19 protein-coding genes and 1 pseudogene are annotated in these 19,831 nt (G+C 70.2%); 9 read left to right on the top strand and 11 right to left on the bottom strand.

Translation table 11 applies throughout. The annotated features are described in order from the left end of the window. A partial coding sequence (locus tag ACFUJR_RS34945; protein ID WP_383451103.1) for an inositol monophosphatase family protein occupies positions 1-710 on the top strand: 710 nt, incomplete at its 5' end. A gap of 34 nt (positions 711-744) precedes the next feature. Here the strand turns inward: ACFUJR_RS34945 and ACFUJR_RS34940 are convergent. Both ACFUJR_RS34940 and ACFUJR_RS34935 read right to left on the bottom strand, forming a co-directional pair. Then, the gene (locus tag ACFUJR_RS34940) at positions 745-1,404 is read right to left on the bottom strand and encodes an RICIN domain-containing protein (RefSeq protein ID WP_383166970.1); all 660 of its coding nucleotides are present in this window, start codon (positions 1,402-1,404) and stop codon (positions 745-747) included. 251 nt (positions 1,405-1,655) lie between these two features. Continuing rightward, positions 1,656-2,681, bottom strand: a complete 1,026-nt coding sequence (locus ACFUJR_RS34935) for an ATP-dependent 6-phosphofructokinase (protein ID WP_383166967.1) — start codon at positions 2,679-2,681, stop codon at positions 1,656-1,658. A 259-nt stretch (positions 2,682-2,940) separates the two neighbouring features. On the opposite strand from ACFUJR_RS34935, the gene pta reads away from it, so the two are divergent. The 3 genes from pta to pyk all read left to right on the top strand — a co-directional run bounded on the left by pta (position 2,941) and on the right by pyk (position 7,825). Continuing rightward, positions 2,941-5,082 carry a phosphate acetyltransferase gene (gene pta / locus ACFUJR_RS34930; protein WP_383166964.1) on the top strand — a complete coding sequence of 714 codons (2,142 nt, stop codon included), beginning with the start codon at positions 2,941-2,943 and terminating at the stop codon, positions 5,080-5,082. Continuing rightward, positions 5,079-6,320: an acetate kinase gene (locus ACFUJR_RS34925; protein WP_383166961.1), complete on the top strand. Its 1,242-nt coding sequence runs from the start codon at positions 5,079-5,081 to the stop codon at positions 6,318-6,320. The genes pta and ACFUJR_RS34925 overlap by 4 nt, the downstream gene beginning before the upstream one ends. A 74-nt stretch (positions 6,321-6,394) precedes the next feature. Continuing rightward, a complete protein-coding gene (gene pyk, locus ACFUJR_RS34920) occupies positions 6,395-7,825 on the top strand; it encodes a pyruvate kinase (RefSeq protein ID WP_383166958.1) in 1,431 nt (476 codons plus the stop codon). A 267-nt stretch (positions 7,826-8,092) separates the two neighbouring features. Here pyk and ACFUJR_RS34915 read toward each other — a convergent pair whose 3' ends face one another. The 4 genes from ACFUJR_RS34915 to ACFUJR_RS34900 form a co-directional block, all read right to left on the bottom strand. Continuing rightward, positions 8,093-9,397 carry a hypothetical protein gene (locus ACFUJR_RS34915; RefSeq protein WP_383178393.1) on the bottom strand — a complete coding sequence of 435 codons (1,305 nt, stop codon included), beginning with the start codon at positions 9,395-9,397 and terminating at the stop codon, positions 8,093-8,095. Further along, positions 9,387-10,019: a DUF6114 domain-containing protein gene (locus ACFUJR_RS34910; RefSeq protein ID WP_383178390.1), complete on the bottom strand. Its 633-nt coding sequence runs from the start codon at positions 10,017-10,019 to the stop codon at positions 9,387-9,389. The genes ACFUJR_RS34915 and ACFUJR_RS34910 overlap by 11 nt, the downstream gene beginning before the upstream one ends. A gap of 137 nt (positions 10,020-10,156) precedes the next feature. Further along, positions 10,157-10,807, bottom strand: a complete 651-nt coding sequence (locus ACFUJR_RS34905; RefSeq protein WP_383178388.1) for a DUF6230 family protein — start codon at positions 10,805-10,807, stop codon at positions 10,157-10,159. A 581-nt stretch (positions 10,808-11,388) separates the two neighbouring features. Continuing rightward, positions 11,389-12,363, bottom strand: coding sequence for a tetratricopeptide repeat protein (locus ACFUJR_RS34900; RefSeq protein ID WP_383178385.1), 975 nt, complete (start codon positions 12,361-12,363; stop codon positions 11,389-11,391). 251 nt (positions 12,364-12,614) lie between these two features. Here ACFUJR_RS34900 and ACFUJR_RS34895 point away from each other — a divergent pair, with 251 nt between their 5' ends. Then, positions 12,615-13,253, top strand: a complete 639-nt coding sequence (locus ACFUJR_RS34895; RefSeq protein ID WP_383178382.1) for a TetR/AcrR family transcriptional regulator — start codon at positions 12,615-12,617, stop codon at positions 13,251-13,253. A 150-nt stretch (positions 13,254-13,403) separates the two neighbouring features. Here the strand turns inward: ACFUJR_RS34895 and ACFUJR_RS34890 are convergent, their stop codons facing one another. The 4 genes from ACFUJR_RS34890 to ACFUJR_RS34875 all read right to left on the bottom strand — a co-directional run bounded on the left by ACFUJR_RS34890 (position 13,404) and on the right by ACFUJR_RS34875 (position 16,711). After that, the gene (locus ACFUJR_RS34890) at positions 13,404-15,104 is read right to left on the bottom strand and encodes a methylmalonyl-CoA mutase (RefSeq protein WP_383178379.1); all 1,701 of its coding nucleotides are present in this window, start codon (positions 15,102-15,104) and stop codon (positions 13,404-13,406) included. Positions 15,105-15,187: 83 nt separating this feature from the next. After that, positions 15,188-15,520: a DUF3817 domain-containing protein gene (locus tag ACFUJR_RS34885; protein ID WP_362003734.1), complete on the bottom strand. Its 333-nt coding sequence runs from the start codon at positions 15,518-15,520 to the stop codon at positions 15,188-15,190. Positions 15,521-15,574: 54 nt separating this feature from the next. Then, positions 15,575-16,084 (bottom strand): MarR family winged helix-turn-helix transcriptional regulator, encoded by a 510-nt coding sequence (locus ACFUJR_RS34880; protein WP_383178375.1) that lies wholly within the window; start codon positions 16,082-16,084, stop codon positions 15,575-15,577. A 282-nt stretch (positions 16,085-16,366) separates the two neighbouring features. Next, on the bottom strand, positions 16,367-16,711 hold the full coding sequence (locus tag ACFUJR_RS34875; protein ID WP_383178372.1) for a DUF3817 domain-containing protein: 345 nt from the start codon (positions 16,709-16,711) through the stop codon (positions 16,367-16,369). Positions 16,712-16,823: 112 nt separating this feature from the next. Here ACFUJR_RS34875 and ACFUJR_RS34870 point away from each other — a divergent pair, with 112 nt between their 5' ends. The 4 genes from ACFUJR_RS34870 (at position 16,824) to ACFUJR_RS34855 (ending at position 19,493) form a co-directional block, all read left to right on the top strand. Beyond that, a complete protein-coding gene (locus ACFUJR_RS34870; RefSeq protein WP_383178369.1) occupies positions 16,824-17,462 on the top strand; it encodes an AIM24 family protein in 639 nt (212 codons plus the stop codon). After that, positions 17,462-18,112: an AIM24 family protein gene (locus ACFUJR_RS34865; protein WP_383178366.1), complete on the top strand. Its 651-nt coding sequence runs from the start codon at positions 17,462-17,464 to the stop codon at positions 18,110-18,112. Before ACFUJR_RS34870 ends, ACFUJR_RS34865 begins: the two co-directional genes overlap by 1 nt. Further along, entirely contained in the window at positions 18,109-18,900 is a 792-nt protein-coding gene (locus ACFUJR_RS34860; RefSeq protein WP_383178363.1) for an AIM24 family protein, read from the top strand. Before ACFUJR_RS34865 ends, ACFUJR_RS34860 begins: the two co-directional genes overlap by 4 nt. 116 nt (positions 18,901-19,016) lie before the next feature. Beyond that, positions 19,017-19,493 carry a MarR family winged helix-turn-helix transcriptional regulator gene (locus tag ACFUJR_RS34855; protein WP_383178360.1) on the top strand — a complete coding sequence of 159 codons (477 nt, stop codon included), beginning with the start codon at positions 19,017-19,019 and terminating at the stop codon, positions 19,491-19,493. Here ACFUJR_RS34855 and ACFUJR_RS34850 read toward each other — a convergent pair. Continuing rightward, positions 19,490-19,831, bottom strand: a pseudogene (locus ACFUJR_RS34850) (ATP-binding protein); the annotation flags it as partial. The gene ACFUJR_RS34855 and the pseudogene ACFUJR_RS34850 sit on opposite strands and share 4 nt — an antisense overlap.

Raw genomic sequence — 19,831 nt, 5'->3', positions numbered from 1 at the left:
CCCGTATCGACAAGGGCGACGGGGACTTCGCCACCGCCGCCGACGTGGCGGCGGAGAAGGCGATCCTCGATGTCATCCGGGCCGCTCGGCCCGACGACTCGGTGCTCGGCGAGGAGAGCGGGCGGCAGGGTGCGGCCGATGCCGCGCGCCGGTGGCTGGTGGATCCGCTCTGCGGAACCCTGAACTACGCCGTCGGCACCATGCTCGTGGCCGTCAACGTGGCGCTGCGCGACGGGGCCGCGGCGGTGGCCGACCCGTTCAGCGGCGAGGTCTTCCTCACCGACGGCGAGGCCGCCTGGGTGCGGCGCGGGGGCGACGGCGAGGGCGACGGCTCCGTCACGCCGCTCGCGCCGACGCCCGCCACCCGCCTTGTGGATGTCAACCTCGATCCGCCGTTTCCGAGCGCACCCGGGTTCCGGGCGGTGGACCTGCTGGCCCACCCCGGATTCGTCGAGCGGTTCCGGCCGCGGGTCGTGTCGTCGACGCTGGCACTGGCCTGGGTCGCGGCTGGCAAGCGGGCCGCGTACGTCAGCGACGGCGGCGATCTGTCGGGGAGCGTGCACTTCGCCGCGGGCATCGCCCTGTGCCGGGCGGCCGGCTGCGTCGTCACCGGGGTCGACGGGGGACCGCTCGGGGCCGGCGGCGGTGGGCTCGTGGCGGCGGCCGACGCCGAGACCCACGAGCAGCTGATGTCGATGATCCGGGGCTGATACGGGTCGGTCTGAACGGAAGGGCCGCACGGCGTCAGCGGCGGTCGAAGCTGAAGAGCTGGCCCCGGGCGTCCGCACGACACGGGGCCTGGGCCGGCGCGACCCAGGCTGCGGCCCGGTCGCCGACGACGGTGACGCAGGAGTTCGCGGTCGCGGAGCCACTCGGAACGATGCGGTATCCGGTCACCGGGGTACCGAAGGGCTCCAGGCGAAACGTTTCCACGCGAGACGGATCCCCGCACTCGGAGTCCTCGAACGCGGCGTCGGGGATCCGTCCGCCCGAGGGGATGCCGAAGCAGCCGAGGCCGCGGTCGGGGTGGTCGGAGACGATCCGCCACTCCCCGGAGCCGAGGTCCTCCAAGGAGTACCGGGGGACGTCGGCGCCCTCGCACTCCCGCTGGTGGATCTGACCGCTGCGGCCGCCGCGCCGCTCGTTCAGGCAGAGGTCCGAGCCGATCACCCGTATCCGTACGTCCCCGGCGGCGGGCGCGGTGAGGGCACCGGCCGTGGTCTTCGGGCGGTCGCCGCTCTCGTCCCGCACAAGGGCGGCGACCACGCTGACGGCGGCGAGGACGAGGCCGGTGACGGCGACGAGGGTGACGAGGGTCCGCCGTATCCGGGAGCGGGGACCGGCGTCGGCGTCGGCCCCGCGCGGGTCGGGGGCGCCGTCCCCGCCGGCGTGTCCCTCGGTCATGCGTGCTCGCCACCCCTCCCCCGGACAGGGTCGGGACATGTCCGGGACAGCCCCAAGCCTTGTTGATCCGGCCGTTCGACTCAAGAGTGGAAATCGGCAATGTCCGGCCCCCGGGGCCGGAACCACCACGGGCGGAACACGGGGGAACACGGGGGAACGGGAGGGCCCCGATCGTCCGGCGGTTTCTCGGGGACGATCGGGGCCCTTCGGCGTCGGGACGCCTCCGGGACCGAGGTCCCGGGCGGGGCAGGTCAGAAGACCGACTCGGCCTCGGACATCCGGCTCGACGGGACGGTCTTCAGCTGCGTGACGGCCTCGGCCAGCGGGACCATGCGGATCTCGGTGCCGCGCAGCGCCGTCATCTTCCCGAAGTCGCCCCGGTGGGCGGCCTCCACGGCGTGCCAGCCGAAGCGGGTGGCGAGAACCCGGTCGTACGCCGTCGGCGTGCCGCCGCGCTGGACGTGCCCGAGGATGACCGGCCGGGCCTCCTTGCCGAGGCGCCGCTCCAGCTCGATGGCGAGCCGCGTGCCGATGCCCTGGAAGCGCTCGTGACCGTACTGGTCGATCTCGCCCTTCTTGTACTCCATGGAGCCCTCGGCGGGGTGCGCGCCCTCGGCGACGCAGACGACGGCGAACTTCTTGCCGCGCGCGAAGCGCTCCTCGACCATCTTGACGAGGTCGTCGACCTGGAAGGGCCGCTCGGGCAGGCAGATGCCGTGGGCGCCGCCGGCCATGCCGGACTCCAGCGCGATCCAGCCGGCGTGCCGGCCCATCACCTCGACGACCATCACGCGCTGGTGGGACTCGGCGGTGGTCTTGAGACGGTCTATGGCCTCGGTCGCCACGCCCACGGCGGTGTCGAAGCCGAAGGTGCGGTCCGTGGAGGAGATGTCGTTGTCGATCGTCTTGGGGACACCGACGACCGGCATACCGGCGTCCGCGAGCATCCGGGCGGCCGTCAGCGTGCCCTCGCCGCCGATCGGGATGAGCACGTCGATGCCGTACTCCTTCGCCAACTCCGGTGCGGACGCGGCTGCTTCGGCCAGTCGGTTGCGCTCCAGGCGGGCGGAGCCGAGGATGGTTCCGCCGCGGGCGAGGATGCCGCTGACCGCGTTGAGGTCGAGGGGGCGGAAGTGCCCGTCGAGGAGACCCTTGAACCCGTCCTCGAAGCCGATGACTTCGTCGCCGTGGCCGGTGAGCGCCCGGTGTACGACCGACCGGATCACTGCGTTCAGGCCAGGGCAGTCGCCGCCTGCGGTGAGAACTCCGATGCGCATCGTGCCGTGTCTCCTGCTCGGTAGTGGTACGTGTGAGCTTCGTCGATTCTCCCACGTCCGGCCCCGCCCCCGCGCTCCCGGCTGCTCCCCGCACCCGTCCCCGAGGGCCTTTCGTCCCCTTTCAGGGGCCCTTTGCCCGGCGGGCGTCTTATCCACCCACGGAGGTATTGTCAAGAGGGCTATGCCACCCTACCGGGGCTTTTTGAACACACTCGGTTGACGCGACCGGGTGCATGGGAACGGGACAGGAGACCACGGCGTGACGCGCAGCGTGTACGTGACCGGGATCGACCGCGGGGACGGCCGGCAGGTCGTCGAGCTGGGAGTCATGGAGCTCCTGACCCGCCAGGTGGACCGGGTGGGGGTGTTCCGGCCCCTGGTGCACGACGGCCCGGACCGGCTCTTCGACCTGCTGCGTGCCCGCTACCGGCTCTCCCAGGACGCGGCGAGCGTCTACGGCATGGACTACCACGAGGCGTCCGCGCTCCAGGCCGAGCAGGGTACCGACGAGCTGGTCTCCCGGCTCGTCGACCGCTTCCACGCGGTGGCCCGGGAGTACGAGGTCGTCCTCGTCCTCGGTACGGACTTCGCCGCCACCCAGCTCCCCGACGAGCTGGCGCTCAACGCGCGCCTCGCCAACGAGTTCGGCGCCTCGGTGATACCCGTGGTGGGCGGCAAGGGCCAGCCGGCCGAGTCCGTACGGGCCGAGGCGCGCAACGCCTTCCGGGCGTACGACGGGCTGGGCTGCGACGTGCTCGCGATGGCCGTCAACCGGGTGGCCGCCGACGACCGGGCGGCCATCGCCGAACGACTGGCGGCCCGGCTGCCGGTGCCCTGTTACGTCCTGCCGGACGAGCCCGCGCTCTCCGCCCCCACGGTCGCCCAGATCACCCATCACCTGGGTGCCTCGGTCGTGCTGGGCGACGACGCGGGCCTGGCACGCGACGCCCTGGACTTCGTCTTCGGCGGCGCGATGCTGCCGAACTTCCTCAACGCGCTGACCCCCGGCTGTCTGGTGGTCACCCCCGGGGACCGCGCCGACCTCGTCGTCGGGGCGCTCGCGGCGCACTCGGCCGGCACCCCGCCCATCGCCGGCGTCCTGCTCACCCTGAACGAGCGCCCCAGCGACGAGATCCTGACCCTGGCCGCCCGGCTCGCGCCCGGCACCCCGGTCATCTCGGTCCCCGGCAACAGCTTCCCCACGGCCGCCGAACTCTTCTCCCTCGAAGGCAAGTTGAACGCGGCCACGCCCCGCAAGGCGGAGACCGCGCTCGGCCTCTTCGAGCGGCACGTGGACACCGCCGACCTGCTGAAGCGGATCTCGGTGGCCCGCACCGGCCGGGTCACCCCGATGATGTTCGAGCACGACCTCCTGGAGCAGGCCCGCGCCGACCGCCGTCGCGTGGTCCTGCCGGAGGGCACCGAGGAGCGCGTGCTGCGCGCGGCCGACGTGCTGCTGCGCCGGGACGTCTGCGACCTGACGCTGCTCGGCGACGTCGAGGTCATCCGTAAGAAGGCCGCGGACCTCGGCATCGACCTGTCGTCGCCGTCGACCCGGCTCATCGACCCTCAGACCTCCGAGTTGCGCGACGCGTTCGCCGCGAAGTACGCCGAGCTGCGCGCGCACAGGGGCGTGACGGTGGAGCTGGCGTACGACGTCGTCTCGGACGTCAACTACTTCGGGACGCTGATGGTGGAGGAGGGCCTCGCCGACGGCATGGTCTCCGGCTCGGTGCACTCCACGGCGGCGACGATCCGCCCCGCCTTCGAGATCATCAAGGCCAGGCCTGGGGGCACCTCCCAGGGCGAAGCCTCCGGGGGAGCATCCATCGTCTCGTCCGTCTTCTTCATGTGCCTGGCCGACAGGGTGCTGGTGTACGGGGACTGCGCGGTGAACCCGGACCCGAACGCGGTGCAGCTCGCGGACATCGCCGTGCAGTCGGCGGCCACCGCGGCCCGTTTCGGTGTCGAGCCGCGGATCGCGATGCTGTCGTACTCCACCGGCACCTCGGGCTCCGGCGCGGACGTCGACAAGGTCCGCGAGGCGACGAAGCTGGTACGGGAGTCCCACCCGGAGCTGCGGATCGAGGGCCCCATCCAGTACGACGCGGCCGTCGAGCCGTCCGTCGCGGCGACCAAGCTGCCGGGGTCGGAAGTGGCCGGCCAGGCGACCGTGCTGATCTTCCCCGACCTCAACACCGGCAACAACACGTACAAGGCCGTGCAGCGCTCGGCCGGCGCCGTGGCCGTCGGCCCGGTCCTGCAGGGTCTGCGCAAGCCGGTGAACGACCTCTCGCGCGGCGCGCTCGTCAGCGACATCGTCAACACGGTCGCCATCACGGCGATCCAGTCCCAGATCCCCCAGGCCCCCGAGGGCCAGTCCCAGGAGCTCCCCGCATGACCGGCACCGGCACCGCGACCCGCGTTCTCGTCCTCAACTCCGGCTCCTCGTCGGTGAAGTACCAGCTGCTCGACATGCGCGAACGGAGCAGGCTCGCGGTCGGCCTGGTGGAGCGGATCGGCGAGAGGACCTCGCGTCTGGTCCACACCCCGCTGCAGGGCGGCGGGGGCGCCCAGCGGGAGCGGACCGGTGCCATCGCCGACCACGCGGCCGCCCTGAAGGCGGTGGCGGAGGAGTTGTCGGCGGACGGCCTCGGCCTCGACTCCCCCGAACTGGCGGCCATCGGCCACCGGGTGGTGCACGGGGGGCTGCGGTTCACGGCGCCGACCGTGATCGACGAGGAGGTGCTCGCCGAGATCGAGCGGCTCGTCCCGGTCGCGCCGCTGCACAACCCGGCGAACCTGACCGGGATCCGTACGGCGATGGCGCTCCGCCCCGACCTGCCCCAGGTCGCGGTCTTCGACACCGCCTTCCACACGACGATGCCGGAGTCGGCGGCCCGGTATGCGATCGACGTGGAGACGGCGGACGCGCACCGCATCCGGCGGTACGGCTTCCACGGCACCTCGCACGCCTATGTCTCCCGTGAGACGGCGAAGCTGCTGGGCAAGGAGCCGGAGGAGGTGAACGTGATCGTGCTGCACCTGGGCAACGGGGCGTCGGCCTCGGCCGTCAGGGGCGGGCGGTGCGTGGACACCTCGATGGGGCTCACTCCGCTGGAGGGCCTGGTCATGGGCACGCGCTCGGGTGACGTCGACCCGGCGGTGACCTTCCACCTCAAGCGGGTGGCGGGCATGACGGACGACGACGTGGACACCCTGCTCAACAAGAGGTCCGGGCTCGTCGGGCTCTGCGGCGACAACGACATGCGGGAGATCCGCCGCCGGATCGACGAGGGCGACGAGCGGGCGGCCCTCGCCTTCGACATCTACGTCCACCGGCTGAAGAAGTACATCGGGGCGTACTACGCCGTACTCGGGCGGGTGGACGCGATCGCGTTCACGGCGGGTGTCGGGGAGAACGCGGCTCCGGTACGGGAAGCTGCGATCGTGGGCCTGGAGGAGCTGGGCCTGGCGGTGGACGCCGATCTCAACGCCGTACGGTCCGGCGAGGCACGGATCATCTCGCCGGCGTACGCGCGGGTGGCGGTCGCCGTGGTGCCGACGGACGAGGAGTGGGAGATCGCGCGTCAGAGCTACGACCTGGTGGCCGCGGCCGCTCCGGAAGTGAACGCCTGAGCGACCCCGCGCCCATTTGTACTTTCCACCAGCCGGAATATTCCGCAGTGAAACAAACCGATAGGATCCGCCTCATGCGCCGTTCCAAAATCGTCTGCACGCTGGGCCCCGCCGTCGACTCGTACGAGCAGCTGAAAGCGCTCATCGAGGCCGGTATGAACGTGGCCCGATTCAACATGAGCCACGGGACCCAGGCAGAGCACCAGGAGCGGTACGACCGTCTCCGCAGGGCGGTGGCCGACACCGGCCGTGCCGTCGGTGTGCTCGCCGACCTCCAGGGCCCCAAGATCCGTCTGGAGACCTTCGCGGAAGGTCCCGTCGAGCTGGTGCGCGGTGACGAGTTCACCATCACCACGGAAGACGTCGCGGGTGACAAGTCCATCTGCGGCACCACGTACAAGGGCCTGCCGGGAGACGTCTCCAAGGGCGACCAGGTCCTGATCAACGACGGCAACGTCGAACTGCGGGTCGTCGAGGTCGAGGGCCCGCGGGTCAAGACCGTGGTCATCGAGGGCGGTGTCATCTCGGACCACAAGGGCATCAACCTGCCGGGTGCCGCAGTCAACGTCCCGGCCCTGTCCGAGAAGGACGTCGAGGACCTCCGCTTCGCGCTCCGTATGGGCTGCGACATGGTCGCCCTCTCCTTCGTCCGCGACGCCGACGACGTCAAGGACGTCCACAAGGTGATGGACGAGGAGGGCCGCCGGGTCCCGGTCATCGCCAAGGTGGAGAAGCCGCAGGCGGTGGAGAACATGGCCGCCGTCGTCGCGGCCTTCGACGCCGTCATGGTGGCCCGCGGCGACCTCGCCGTGGAGTACCCGCTGGAGAAGGTCCCGATGGTGCAGAAGCGCCTCGTGGAGATGTGCCGCCGCAACGCCAAGCCGGTCATCGTCGCCACCCAGATGATGGAGTCGATGATCACCAACTCCCGCCCCACGCGCGCCGAGGCCTCCGACGTGGCCAACGCGATCCTGGACGGCGCGGACGCGGTCATGCTCTCGGCGGAGTCCTCCGTCGGCGCCTACCCGATCGAGACCGTGAAGACGATGTCGAAGATCGTCACCGCGGCCGAGGAGGAGCTGCTCTCCAAGGGCCTCCAGCCGCTCGTGCCCGGCAAGAAGCCGCGCACGCAGGGCGGTTCGGTGGCCCGCGCGGCCTGCGAGATCGCGGACTTCCTGGACGGCAAGGCGCTGATCGCCTTCACCCAGTCCGGCGACACCGCCCGCCGCCTCTCGCGCTACCGCGCGATCCCGCCGATCCTGGCCTTCACCACCGACGAGGCCACCCGCAACCAGCTGACGCTGAGCTGGGGCGTGGAGTCCTTCCTCGTGCCGTTCGTGGAGACCACGGACGCGATGGTCGACATCGTCGACGCGGAGCTGCTGAAGCTCCAGCGTTACAACGAGGGCGACACCATGGTCATCACGGCCGGCTCGCCCCCCGGCGTCCCCGGCACCACGAACATGGTCCGGGTGCACCACCTGGGCGGCGCCGGTCGCGACTGACGCACCGAGCCCGGCCTCCGGCCATGACGAGGGCCCCCGTCCGGATCGGACGGGGGCCCTCGTCATGTGCGGCTCCCTGACGGGTCCATGTCGCGCGCGGCTCCCTGACGGGCACGTGACGACGCGGCTCCCTGACGGGCTCGTGTCGACGCGGCTCCCTGACCGGCTCGTGTCGACGCGGCTCCCTGACCGGCTCGTGTCGACGCGGCTCCCTGACCGGCTCGTGTCGACGCGGCTCCCTGACCGGCTCGTGTCGCGCGCTGCGCGTCAGCTGGGCTCGACCGTGTTGCGCAGGCCGGGCACCGTGAGCGTGCCGCCGAACTGACCGGCCTGGGTCACCTCGACGTCCGTGAAGATCGCGAACGGTACGTCGAGCGGCGGCGGGGTCTCCGGGCTGAAGGTGACCGGGATGATGCCGAAGAGGTTGCCCTTCAGCTTCTCCGTGTACATGGTCACGGTGCCGTTGCTCATGGTCGACGTCGAGCCCTTGTCGGAGCGGACGTGTCCCGTGTAGCCCTCCGAGTGGACGGTGCGCTGGTGCAGGTCCTTGATGTCCACGCCGTCCTTCGCGGTGAACTTCAGCACCTTCTTGATCCTTCCGCTGCCCGTCTTCACCTCGACGATGCCGTGGTACTTGAGACCCTTGAGCGTGAGCCTCGTGCTGTTGAGGATCCACGGCTCGTCCGGGAGCAGCGGGACGCCCGGCTCCAGCTCCGCGGCCGCGAGCGCCTCGGGGTCGGCCTCGGGGCACGGGAAGCGCGGCTTGGCGCCCTCGGGTATGTCCTCGTCCTTCTTGGCGTCGAGACCCTTGGCGTCCTCCGGCAGCTCCTCGACCGTGGCGCCGGCCTTCTCCGCGGCGTCCTTGATCGCGGCCTTGGTCTTGTCGACCGGGGCGTCGTCGGTGGCCTCGCCCGGCTTGGGCGCCGTGGTCGCCGGCTTGTCGTCGGGTTCGGCCGTCGGCTTCTCGGCAGGTTCGTCGGCCGGCGGCTTCGTCGTGGTGGCGGTCTGCGTCGGCGTGGCCGTCGGGGTGGCGTCGGGCCCGTCGAAGAGGTCCTTGATCTTGTCGCCGAGGCCCAGCGGGTCGAGCGGGTTGACGCTCTTCGTCGGGGTGGGCGCCGGGGCCGGGGCCTGCTGCTCCTCGGCGTCCGGCTTCGTCGTGGCCGTCGCCGAGGGAGTGGACGTCGGCTTGGGCGCCTCCGGCTCCTCCGTCGTGTCGGGCTTCGGCGATCCGGTCGGGCTCGGGCTCTCGCTCGCGTCGGCCGTGGGCTTGGGCTCGGGCGTCTCGGCGGGCTTCGTCGACTCCTCGGCCACCGGCTCGTCCGAGCGGGTCACGCACGGACCGGGCGCGAAGGGGATGTCCTTCTCGTCGGCGAGGGCGAGCTTGGGCGCCATGCCCATGCCCATCAGGACCGCGGTCGGCATGGCGGCCAGGGCCATCGCCTTTCCCGCGGGTCCCTGGATCTTGTTCAGCAGCGACTTGCGCGGTGCCGCGTGCCGCGGACCCCTGCGAGCCAGAGTGGCGTCGTCCGCAGCCGTCGCCGACTGCGCCGACTGTGTTTCGTCACCCCGCACTGTTCCTCCCGCCGTTGGCATCGATCGTCGATTCGGTCGCCTGCGCACCGGAACCCGCCTGCGGGTCCGGCTCCTCACCGGCGCGCTGCTCCGGAACCGCGGCCTTCCCGAAGTCGACCGGCTGGGTCTCCTCCGGTGCCTCGGATCCCTGCGGCTGACCGTCGTACTCGTGCTCGCCCGCGTCGGCGCCCGTCGGCTCGCCGGCCGGCTTCGCGGTCCCCTCCACCGGAGCGCCCGGGGCCCACGCGACGGAGAGTCCGCCACCGACCAGGGCCAGCAGGAAGCCCATGAAGAAGCCGCCGAGGTTGGAGACCGGGATGGAGACGAGCGCCAGCACGATCGCCGCGACGCCCGAGAAGACCCGTACGACGGGCTGGAACCACATCGTCAGTCCGAGCGTCACCAGAAGCACGCCGATGATCAGCGCTCCGGCGCCGCCCGTCGTCGCCATGGCGATCGTCATGTTGCCGAGTCGCAGGTCGGCGTACGGGAAGTAGGCGATCGGTACGCCGCCGATCATGGTGAACAGACCGGCCCAGAAAGGCCTGCTGCCCCGCCAGTCGTGGAAGCGGCGCTCTCGCTGGTTCGGGACTCCGCGGGAAGCAGTGGACTCGGCGCTCATGGAAAACAGCTCCCTGGAAGCGGTGTTGCTGAGAGAAGTGAAGAAGACGGCGCTATGGCCGGAAACGGGCGGGGCCGTACGGAACGAACGACGGCCCTCGCCCGCCGGGCGGTTGTGCCGGATGCCGCACCGAGTGACTACTCGGTGAAGCACTCCTTGGTGCCCTTGTGCAGCTTCAGGCTCAGGTTGCTGAGCTTGAACGTTCCGGCCGTGGTCGCCCACGCCTTCTGCTCCACGTTGGTGAGCTTCGCCGTCTCGGCGCGCTGCGAGAAGCCGTAGGGGTTGGCCTTGGTACCGGGCTGGATGCCCGGCTTGCCCTCGGACTTCGGGAGCGAGCCCGCGGCCACACCGATGTCGATGTTGCCGAACTCGGCGTCCGCCTTCAGCGAGGAGACGTCGAGGTAGATGTCCTTCGCGTAGACCGGCTTGTTCTTCTCCGTACCGGCACGCAGCTCGAGCGACACGTTGCCGATGAACGGCACGTTCGGCGTCACCACGGACTGGCACATGTTGGTGATCCAGGCCTCGGAGAAGCCCGAGACACCGACCGGCTCCGCGAAGGGCTTGCCCTCGAGGTCCTTGCCGGACGCCACGCTGCCGTACTGGACGAAGTCCTTACCGACAAGGCTGTCGGCCTTAACCTTGAACTCCTGGCCGGAGATGCTGAAGGACGCGGCGAGCGCGCCCTGAGCCAGGCCGACACCGATCGCGGCCGTCGCGGCCACACTCGGCACCATGACGACGGCGAACCGCTTCCATCTGGTCCCGCCACGAACCTGGGACTTCATGAGAATCCTCCTTCTCGGACGTACATCTCCGGATGGGCCCAGGGCCCGTCCTGGGATGGGAGAAGTGCTACGTCCTCGGGAAGGAGCGCCGAACACCGGGCGCGAGGAGCGTCCGACTTCACCGGCGATCACCCCCGAGCGACAACCACTGGCCACGCCTTGCGCGCAACCTCTTGGACAGGCCCTGCCGGTGAGAGCAGGAACCCCCCTGTCCACGGCCGGCGCCACTGTCGCCGACCCGCTCGGTGGGGACCCTCGCCGCCGTCCCGGTTGGGTGCCGGGGTTGCGGTACAGGACCGAGCGTCGCCGATCGTGGTCCATTACGGGCCGGGGCACAAGGGGGTTCGTTACTCACTAGTAACGGCTGGATAACCGCGCCACGACAGGGCGATGCCGCCCGGCCACACAGGGTGCCGTCAAGGGTGGCGACATAGGGGAGGATGAAGGTGAAACCCGGACAGAAATCGGGGTTCGATTTACTGCAAGTAACAGCGGCCGCGATTACCAAGTTTTGGTAAAGCGCGGCCGCGTTCTGTCACTGTGTCGACGAATCAGGGCTGTCCCGGACGGGATGGAACGGGTCAGAACAGCACGCGTGCGAGGGCCTGACGGGCCGTCGTGACCCGCGGGTCGTCCGGACCGATGACCTCGAAGAGCTCCAGGAGCCGCAGCCGTGCCGCGTCCCGGTCCTCACCGGCCGTGCGCCGCACGGCGTCCACGAGCCGGCCGAAGGCGTCCTCGACATGACCGCCCACCAGATCGAGATCGGCGGCGGCGATCTGCGCAGTGACGTCGGCCGGATCGTCGGCCGCGTTCTTGCGCACCTGCTGCGGGTCCATGTCCTGCACCCGGGCGAGCAGTTCCGCCTGGGCGAGGCCCAGCTTGGCCTCCGGGTGGCCCGGGTCGTCGACGAGCACGTTCTTGTACGCCTGGACGGCGCCGGCCAGATCACCGGCGTCCAGCGCCGACATGGCCGCTTCCAGCAGCGCGTCGTACGGGCCGGCCGGCACGGGGGCGGCGGCGGACGCGCCGTCGTCCGCGGCGTCCGGGTCCACGGCGATACCGGTGAGGCCGAAGCGCTCCTCGCCGACCTGGATCAGCTGGTCCAGGGTCTCGCGGATCTGGGCCTCGGGCGCCGCACCCTGGAAGAGCGGCAGCGCCTGGCCGGCGACCACCGCGAAAACGGCCGGAATCCCCTGGATGCCGAACTGCTGCATCAGCATCTGGTTGGCGTCGACGTCGATCTTCGCCAGGAGGAAGCGGCCGTTGTACTCGACGGCGAGCCGCTCCAGGAGGGGGCCGAGCTGCTTGCAGGGCTCGCACCACTCGGCCCAGAAGTCGATGACGACCGGAACCTCGGCGGAGCGCTGGAGGACATCACGCTCGAAGCCGGCCTCGTCGACATCGATCACCAGGGCGGAGGGGGCGACGGCCGCGGGCCCGCCCTGCCGGGCGGCCTGCGCGCGTGCCTGCTCCGCCTTGGCCTTGGCCTCTCCGGCCGCCTTCACCGCGGCGAGGTCGACGACGCCGCTCATGGACATGTTTCTGGGCTGCATGACTACATCCTCCCCCCTCCGCGCGCGTAACCGGTAAGTCATGGCTGAACCGCACACCAAGGTGCGCGGTTCCCTTCGGTCGCGTCGGGTCCCCACCCGGCGCATGTGGTTGTCGCTCAGGCCGGTCGAGGCCTTTCGCTACAGGTCGTAGCGTAACTGTCCCGGTCGGCTCACGGGAAGGACTCCCCGGTGAACTGGCTCACATCACGCACCCCTGGCGCAATACCTACCGGCGGGTATGGTCGATCTCCATGTGTAGCCGCACCAGTTCCCGCATCTCCCGCAGCCGTGTGGGACGCCCGCGCAGTGTCGAGGCCGATGCCGCGATCCTCGAGGCGACCCGTGCCGCGCTGGTCGAACTGGGCTGGTCCAAGCTGACGATGGGCGATGTGGCCGGCCGCGCTGGGGTGGCCAAGACGACCCTCTACCGGCGCTGGGCGAGCAAGAACGAACTGGTCGTGGACGCCGTCGCCGTCCTCTTCGACGAACTCGAACTGCCCGACCTCGGTTCCCTCCGGGCCGACATCGAGCATGTGGTCCTCCAGTTCGCCGCACTGCTCCAGCGGCCGGAGACCAAGACGGCGCTGATGGCCGTGGTGGCGGAGTCCACCCGGGACGTACCGCTGCGCGAGCGCATCCGCACCTCCATCGTGGACCGGCAGAAGCGGCTCGTCCTCGAAGGCCGCCAGCGCGCCCAGGAGCGCGGCGAACTCCCCTCCGACCGGGACCCGACGTCGGTGGACAGCACCGACGACCTGATCTTCGACGTGATCGCCGGCGCGGTCGTCCACCGCGCCCTGGTGAGCGCCGAGCCGGTCGACGCGGCGTGGGTCCAGCGCTTCACGGCCCTGATCATCGGGGGTCTGGGCGCGGCGGCGGCCACGCCCTAGGTGTATTGACCCGCAGCGTTGTTGACGCGGCTGATGGGCGGGTGTCCGTCGAGTGCGACGAGGGGGCGGTACGGCGGCCGAGTAGTCCGGGGAGACGAGGGGGCGGTACGGGAGGTCCCGTACCGCCCCTGCTCGTCCGGGCGCGTGCGGCTAGAAGCCCGGGGGCTCGGTGTAGATGCCCCACTCCTCGCGGAGCACGTCGCAGATCTCGCCGAGCGTGGCCTCCGCCCGTACCGCGTCCAGCATCGGGCCGATCATGTTCGAGCCGTCACGGGCGGACGCCAGCATCGCGTCCAGCGCGGCGCGGACCCGGGCGTCGTCGCGGCGGGCCTTGCGCTCCCCGAGGACCCGGACCTGCTCCCACTCGACCTCGTGGCTGACGCGGAGGATCTCCAGGTCGCCGGTGACCGAGCCGTGGTGGACGTTGACGCCGACGACCCGCTTGTCGCCCTTCTCCAGGGACTGCTGGTACTGGAAGGCGGACTCGGCGATCTCGCCGGTGAACCAGCCGTCCTCGATCCCGCGCAGGATGCCTGAGGTGATCGGGCCGATGGGGTGCGAGCCGTCCGGGTGGGCGCGGCGGCCGCGCTCCTTGATCTGGTCGAAGATCTTCTCGGCGTCGGCCTCGATCCGGTCGGTGAGCTGCTCGACGTACCAGGAGCCGCCCAGCGGGTCGGCCACGTTGGCCACACCCGTCTCCTCCATCAGCACCTGCTGCGTGCGGAGCGCGATCTCGGCGGCCTGCTCGCTGGGGAGCGCCAGCGTCTCGTCGAGGGCGTTGGTGTGCAGCGAGTTGGTGCCGCCGAGGACCGCGGAGAGCGCCTCGACCGCGGTCCGTACGACGTTGTTGTACGGCTGCTGGGCGGTGAGGGAGACACCGGCGGTCTGGGTGTGGAAGCGGAGCCACTGCGCCTTGTCGGTCTTGGCGCCGTAGACCTCCTTCATCCAGCGGGCCCAGATCCGGCGGGCGGCGCGGAACTTGGCGATCTCCTCGAAGAAGTCGAGGTGCGCGTCGAAGAAGAAGGACAGACCCGGGGCGAAGACGTCGACGTCCAGGCCGCGGGAGAGGCCGAGTTCCACGTAGCCGAAGCCGTCGGCGAGGGTGTACGCCAGCTCCTGCGCGGCCGTCGCTCCGGCCTCGCGGATGTGGTAGCCGGAGACGGAGAGCGGCTTGTACGCGGGGATGCCCTGCGCGCAGTGCTCCATCAGGTCGCCGATGAGGCGCAGGTGGGGCTCGGGCTGGAAGAGCCACTCCTTCTGCGCGATGTACTCCTTGAAGATGTCGGTCTGGAGCGTGCCGTTGAGCACGCCCGGGTCGACGCCCTGGCGCTCGGCGGCGACCAGGTACATGCAGAAGACGGGCACGGCGGGCCCGGAGATGGTCATCGAGGTGGTGACGTCGCCGAGCGGGATGTCCTTGAAGAGGACCTCCATGTCGGCGGCGGAGTCGATGGCGACACCGCAGTGGCCGACCTCGCCGAGCGAGCGCGGGTCGTCGGAGTCGCGGCCCATGAGGGTGGGCATGTCGAAGGCGACCGAGAGCCCGCCGCCGCCGGCGGCCAGGATCATCTTGTACCGCTCGTTGGTCTGCTCGGCGTTGCCGAAGCCGGCGAACTGGCGGATGGTCCAGGTCCGGCCGCGGTACCCGGTCGGGTGCAGACCCCGGGTGAAGGGGTACTCCCCGGGCCAGCCGATGCGCTCGAAGCCCTCGTAGGTGTCCCCGGGCCGGGGGCCGTAGACGGGCTCGACCGGATCACCGGAGAGCGTGGTGAAGTCTGCGTCCCGCTTGCGGGCCTTGTCGTAGCGGGCCTGCCAGCGTCGGCGGCCTTCCTCGATCGCGTCTGCGTCCATGCTTCGAATTTACTAGGACGTCCTAGTAAATGTCGATGGCAAACCCCCGCACATCCGTGCGAGGGGTGTGGCGCCGGGCCGGGTCAGGCCTTGACGGGAGCCGACTGCGCGCCGCTGACCAGCGGAAGCGTCTCGCGGACGACCTTGCGCTCGACGAAGAAGGCGGCGAAGGGAATCGTCCCGGACAGCAGCACCCACAGGAGCTTGCCGAACGGCCACTTCGCCTTGGAGCCCAGGTCGAAGGCGAAGATCAGGTAGATGATGTAGAGGACGCCGTGGGTCTGGGAGACCGCGAAGGTCACGTCCTCGCCCATGTCGAACCCGTACTTGAAGACCATGCACGTGCAGAGCACGAGCAGCATGACGGCGGTGATGTACGCCATCACGCGGTAACGGGTCAGCACGCTGGATTTCATGCCGTCGAGCGTAACGGCCCGTTCCGGGCGATCTTCCGGCGGGCCCGGTTCCGGTCAGCTCTCGTCGAAGTCGTGCGCGTTCACCCGGAGCGGGCGCAGCATCGCGAAGATCTCGCCGCACTCCTCGGCGTCGTAGACCCCGAGCCCGAAGTCCATCGCCATGAGGTCTCGGGTGGCGGCCTCGACCACCTCGCGGCCCTTCTCGGTGATCGAGGCGAGGGTGCCACGGCCGTCGTTGGGGTTGGGCCGCTTGTCGACGAGGCCGGACTTCACAAGCCGGTCGACGGTGTTGGTGACCGAGGTCGGGTGGACCATCAGCCGCTCGCCGATCTTGGACATCGGCAGCTCACCGGCCTTGGAGAAGGTGAGCAGCACCAGCGCCTCGTACCGCGCGAACGTCAGTCCGTACGGCTTGACGACGGCGTCGACCTCCGCGAGGAGGATCTGGTGGGCGCGCATGATCGAGGTGATCGCGGCCATCGAGGGGACCGGCCCCCAGCGCTTCTGCCAGAGTTCGTCGGCGCGGGCGATGGGGTCGAAGGGGAGACTGAGCGGCTTCGGCACGCGTCGACCTTACCCACTGGTCACATGGTGGTCAGCCCCGTCTCGAACTTCGGTCGCGCGGACACGGCGGACACGGAGGACGGCGGCGACGAACCAGGCGTCGAGCCCGAGGGTGTACGCCCCGGTGAGGGAGCCCGGCCTGCTGACCTCGCGCCGGTACGGCCACCAGGTGCTGTACGAACGCACCCCGGTCGGCATCGCCCTGAGCGCCCCCGGCGCCGCACACGACTGAGCCCCCGACACCCGCGGCGGGTTCGGGGGCTCGGAGACCGAGGGCGACGGTCACGCCTCCATCGCGCTCTCGCGGCGGGCGCGGGAGGCGACGACCGCGTCCTCGGCCTCGCGCTTGAGCCTGCGCTCCGCGAAGAAGCCGCCGAACGGCAGCACCGAGAGGACGAAGTAGAGGGCGGCCGTCTTGAACTGCCACTTCGTACGGTTCCAGGCGTCCAGCCAGAAGAGCACGTACAGGATGAAGAGGATGCCGTGGACCGCGCCCATCACCGGCACGGCGTTGAAGTCCGTCGTGCGCTTGAGCACCGAGCAGACGAGCAGCAGCAGGAAGGAGACGGCCTCCGGCGCGGAGACGAGTCGGAGGCGGTGGAGGGAGGATGCGGTCTTGATGTCCACGGGAGGGGGTCACCTTCGTTCGATCTTGTGAACGGATGCACAAGGGTGGGCGGCTCCATTGTGCATGCCGACTTTGCTGTTCCTTTAGCCGGGGGGCCCGTAATCTCCCTCCGTGGCAACGTTCCGACTCCAAGGCAGCAAAGTGCTCGCCGTGTCCATGACCGGCGATGCCGTCAAGGCCAAAAACGGCTCCATGGTGGCCTATGACGGCCAGATGGCCTTCAAGAAGATGTCCGGCGGAGGCGAGGGCCTGCGCGGCATGGTCACGCGCCGGCTCACGGGTGAGCAGATGGAGGTGATGGAGGTGAAGGGCCAGGGGACCTGCTGGTTCGCCGACCGCGCCTCCGAGATCAACCTCGTCTCGCTGCACGGCGACAAGCTCTACGTCGAGGCGAGCAACCTGCTCTGCACCGACGCGGGGCTGCGCACCGGCACGAGCTTCACGGGTCTGCGTGGCGGAGCGACCGGCAACGGCCTCTTCACCACGACCGTCGAGGGCTCGGGGCAGGCGGCGATCATGTCCGACGGCCCGGCGGTGGTGCTGCGCGTGACTCCGCAGTACCCGCTCTCCGTCGACCCCGGCGCGTACATCGCCCACCAGGGCAACCTGCAGCAGAGCTTCCAGTCCGGTGTGACGTTCCGCACCTTCCTCGGTGAGGGCGGCGGCGAGGCCTTCCAGATCCGTTTCGAGGGCGACGGCATCGTGTACGTGCAGCCCAGCGAGCGGAACACGATCGGGGGCGACGTCTGATGCCGTTCCGCGAGATCAACTCGAAGATGGTCGAGGCGACCGTCGTCCCCGGACAGCGCATGTTCAGCCAACGCGGTGCGATGCTCGCGTACCGCGGCGACGTCACTTTCACGCCGAACATGGCCGGCGGGCAGGGCGGCGTGATGTCGATGATCGGCCGCCGGGTGGCCGGCGAGGCGACGCCGCTGATGACCGTCGAGGGCAACGGCACGGTGATGTTCGGGCACGGCGGCCACCACATCCAGGTGATCCAGCTGACCGGCGACACCCTGTACGTCGAGGCCGACCGCCTGCTCGCCTTCGACGGCACCCTGCAGCAGGGCACGATGTTCATGGGCTCCCAGGGCGGGGTCATGGGCATGGTGCGCGGCCAGGTGACGGGCCAGGGGCTCTTCACGACGACGCTCAAGGGCCGCGGCGCGGTCGCCGTCATGGCCCACGGCGGCGTGATCGAGCTGCCGATCACACCGGGACGAGCGGTCCACGTGGACCCGCAGGCGTACGTCGCGCACCACGGCGACGTACGGAACAAGCTCTCCACCGCGCTGGGCTGGCGCGACATGGTGGGACGGGGCTCCGGTGAGGCGTTCCAGCTGGAGCTGACCGGCAGTGGTGCGGTGTACGTGCAGGCCTCGGAGGAGAAGCTGTGACCGGTCCCGTCGTGCTCGACCCGCAGTCACTCCCGTCCGACGACAACGTCAATCCGTACACCTTCTGCGTGGAGCTCAAGGGCTCCCAGTGGTTCCTGCAGAAGGGCAAGATGATCGCCTACTACGGGCGGATCGACTTCAACGGCATCGGCCACGGGCACCTGGACCGCCTGGTCCGTACGTCGTTCCACTCGCCCCTGCACGCGAGCGACTGGGTGGTGGCGGAGGGCAGCGGCAAGATGCTCCTCGCCGACCGGGCCTTCGACGTGAACTCGTTCGACCTGGACGAGGGCAATCTGACGATCCGTTCGGGCAATCTGCTCGCGTACCAGCCGACGCTGGCGCTGAAGCAGTCGATCGTGCCGGGCTTCGTGACGCTGATCGGCACGGGCAAGTTCGTGGCGGCCTCGAACGGGCCGGTTGTCTTCATGGAGCCGCCGATGCGGGTGGACCCGCAGGCCCTGGTCGGCTGGGCGGACTGTCCGTCCCCGTGCCACCACTACGACCACGGCTACATGACGGGCGTGATGGGCGGGGTCCGCGCGCTGACCGGGATCGGCGGGACCTCGGGCGAGGAGCACCAGTTCGAGTTCGTGGGGGCGGGTACGGTACTGCTCCAGTCGACCGAGATGCTGATGGCCGACCGGGCGATCGGAGAGGTCGGCGGGCAGCCGGGGGTTCCGGGCGGCGGCGTTCCCGGAGCACAGGGTTCCGGCCAAGGGGCGCACGGTTCGACACCGCGCCTTCCCGGACAGCTCGGAGACCTCCAGCGGCGCTTCGGTCTGTAGCCGGTAGTCTGCGGAGTGTGACGCCCTCGAACATCTGCGCCCGTCGGGGCCCTGGGTGCCCGGCGTCACACTCCCTCATTTCGTCCAGTTTTCAACTTCTTAGGTAGAATCCATATATGGAGACCGAGACGGCCACCCCCTGGCTCACCGACGCCGAGCAGTGTGCGTGGCGCACCTATCTGGACGTCAACCGGATGCTGACATATCAGCTGGAGAAGGATCTCCAGCCCTTCGGCCTGACCATGAACGACTACGAGATCCTGGTGAACCTCTCGGAGTCGGCCGAACGGCGTCTGCGCATGAGCGACCTGGCGACAGCCACGCTGCAGTCCAAGAGCCGGCTCTCGCACCAGATCACGCGCATGGAGAACGCGGGGCTCGTGCGCCGCGCCAACTGCGAGTCGGACCGGCGCGGGCTGTACGCGGTCCTGACGGACCAGGGCATGGAGACCATGCGCAAGGTGGCGCCCCACCACGTGGAGTCGGTGCGCAGGCACTTCATCGACCAGCTGTCGCCCGAGGCTCTCGGCGACCTCCACGAATCCCTCAAGCCCGTCGCCGAGCAGCTCCGGGGCCGCCGGGGCAAGCCCTAGCGGCTCTCCGCGAGCGGCAGGCGTGGTTTCGAACGGGGCACCGCCACCGGGCGCCTCACGGACGGCGAGGGTGCCACCGTGCCGTACGGCGACGTCCCGGGCGATCGCACGGCGGAGCCCCGCGCCGCCCTCGTCACGGCCGCGCGCGGCGTCGAGCCGTACGAACTGTTCGAGCCGTACGAACCGTACGAACCGTTCGAAGATCCGCTCACGGTCGGCGTCCGGCACCCCCGGCCCGTCGTCGGCCACCACCCCGATCACGGCCCGGTCCCCCGCCCGCCGCACGGCGACCGCCGCGTCGGCACGGGCATGACGCCGCGCGTTGTCGCGGGTACGGG

Source organism: Streptomyces sp. NPDC057271, from assembly GCF_042668715.1.
Taxonomy (GTDB): Bacteria; Actinomycetota; Actinomycetes; order Streptomycetales; family Streptomycetaceae; genus Streptomyces.
This window is presented reverse-complemented; position numbering and strand designations above follow the sequence as displayed.

Coding starts and splice junctions, on each gene's coding strand:
- ACFUJR_RS34855 (WP_383178360.1), top strand. CDS start 19,017: ATGGAGACCGAGACGGCCACCCCCTGGCTCACCGACGCCGAGCAGTGT.
- ACFUJR_RS34885 (WP_362003734.1), bottom strand. CDS start 15,520: ATGAAATCCAGCGTGCTGACCCGTTACCGCGTGATGGCGTACATCACC.
- ACFUJR_RS34895 (WP_383178382.1), top strand. CDS start 12,615: ATGTGTAGCCGCACCAGTTCCCGCATCTCCCGCAGCCGTGTGGGACGC.
- ACFUJR_RS34890 (WP_383178379.1), bottom strand. CDS start 15,104: ATGGACGCAGACGCGATCGAGGAAGGCCGCCGACGCTGGCAGGCCCGC.
- ACFUJR_RS34935 (WP_383166967.1), bottom strand. CDS start 2,681: ATGCGCATCGGAGTTCTCACCGCAGGCGGCGACTGCCCTGGCCTGAAC.
- ACFUJR_RS34910 (WP_383178390.1), bottom strand. CDS start 10,019: ATGAGCGCCGAGTCCACTGCTTCCCGCGGAGTCCCGAACCAGCGAGAG.
- ACFUJR_RS34925 (WP_383166961.1), top strand. CDS start 5,079: ATGACCGGCACCGGCACCGCGACCCGCGTTCTCGTCCTCAACTCCGGC.
- ACFUJR_RS34865 (WP_383178366.1), top strand. CDS start 17,462: ATGCCGTTCCGCGAGATCAACTCGAAGATGGTCGAGGCGACCGTCGTC.
- ACFUJR_RS34905 (WP_383178388.1), bottom strand. CDS start 10,807: ATGAAGTCCCAGGTTCGTGGCGGGACCAGATGGAAGCGGTTCGCCGTC.
- pyk (WP_383166958.1), top strand. CDS start 6,395: ATGCGCCGTTCCAAAATCGTCTGCACGCTGGGCCCCGCCGTCGACTCG.
- ACFUJR_RS34900 (WP_383178385.1), bottom strand. CDS start 12,363: ATGCAGCCCAGAAACATGTCCATGAGCGGCGTCGTCGACCTCGCCGCG.
- ACFUJR_RS34940 (WP_383166970.1), bottom strand. CDS start 1,404: ATGACCGAGGGACACGCCGGCGGGGACGGCGCCCCCGACCCGCGCGGG.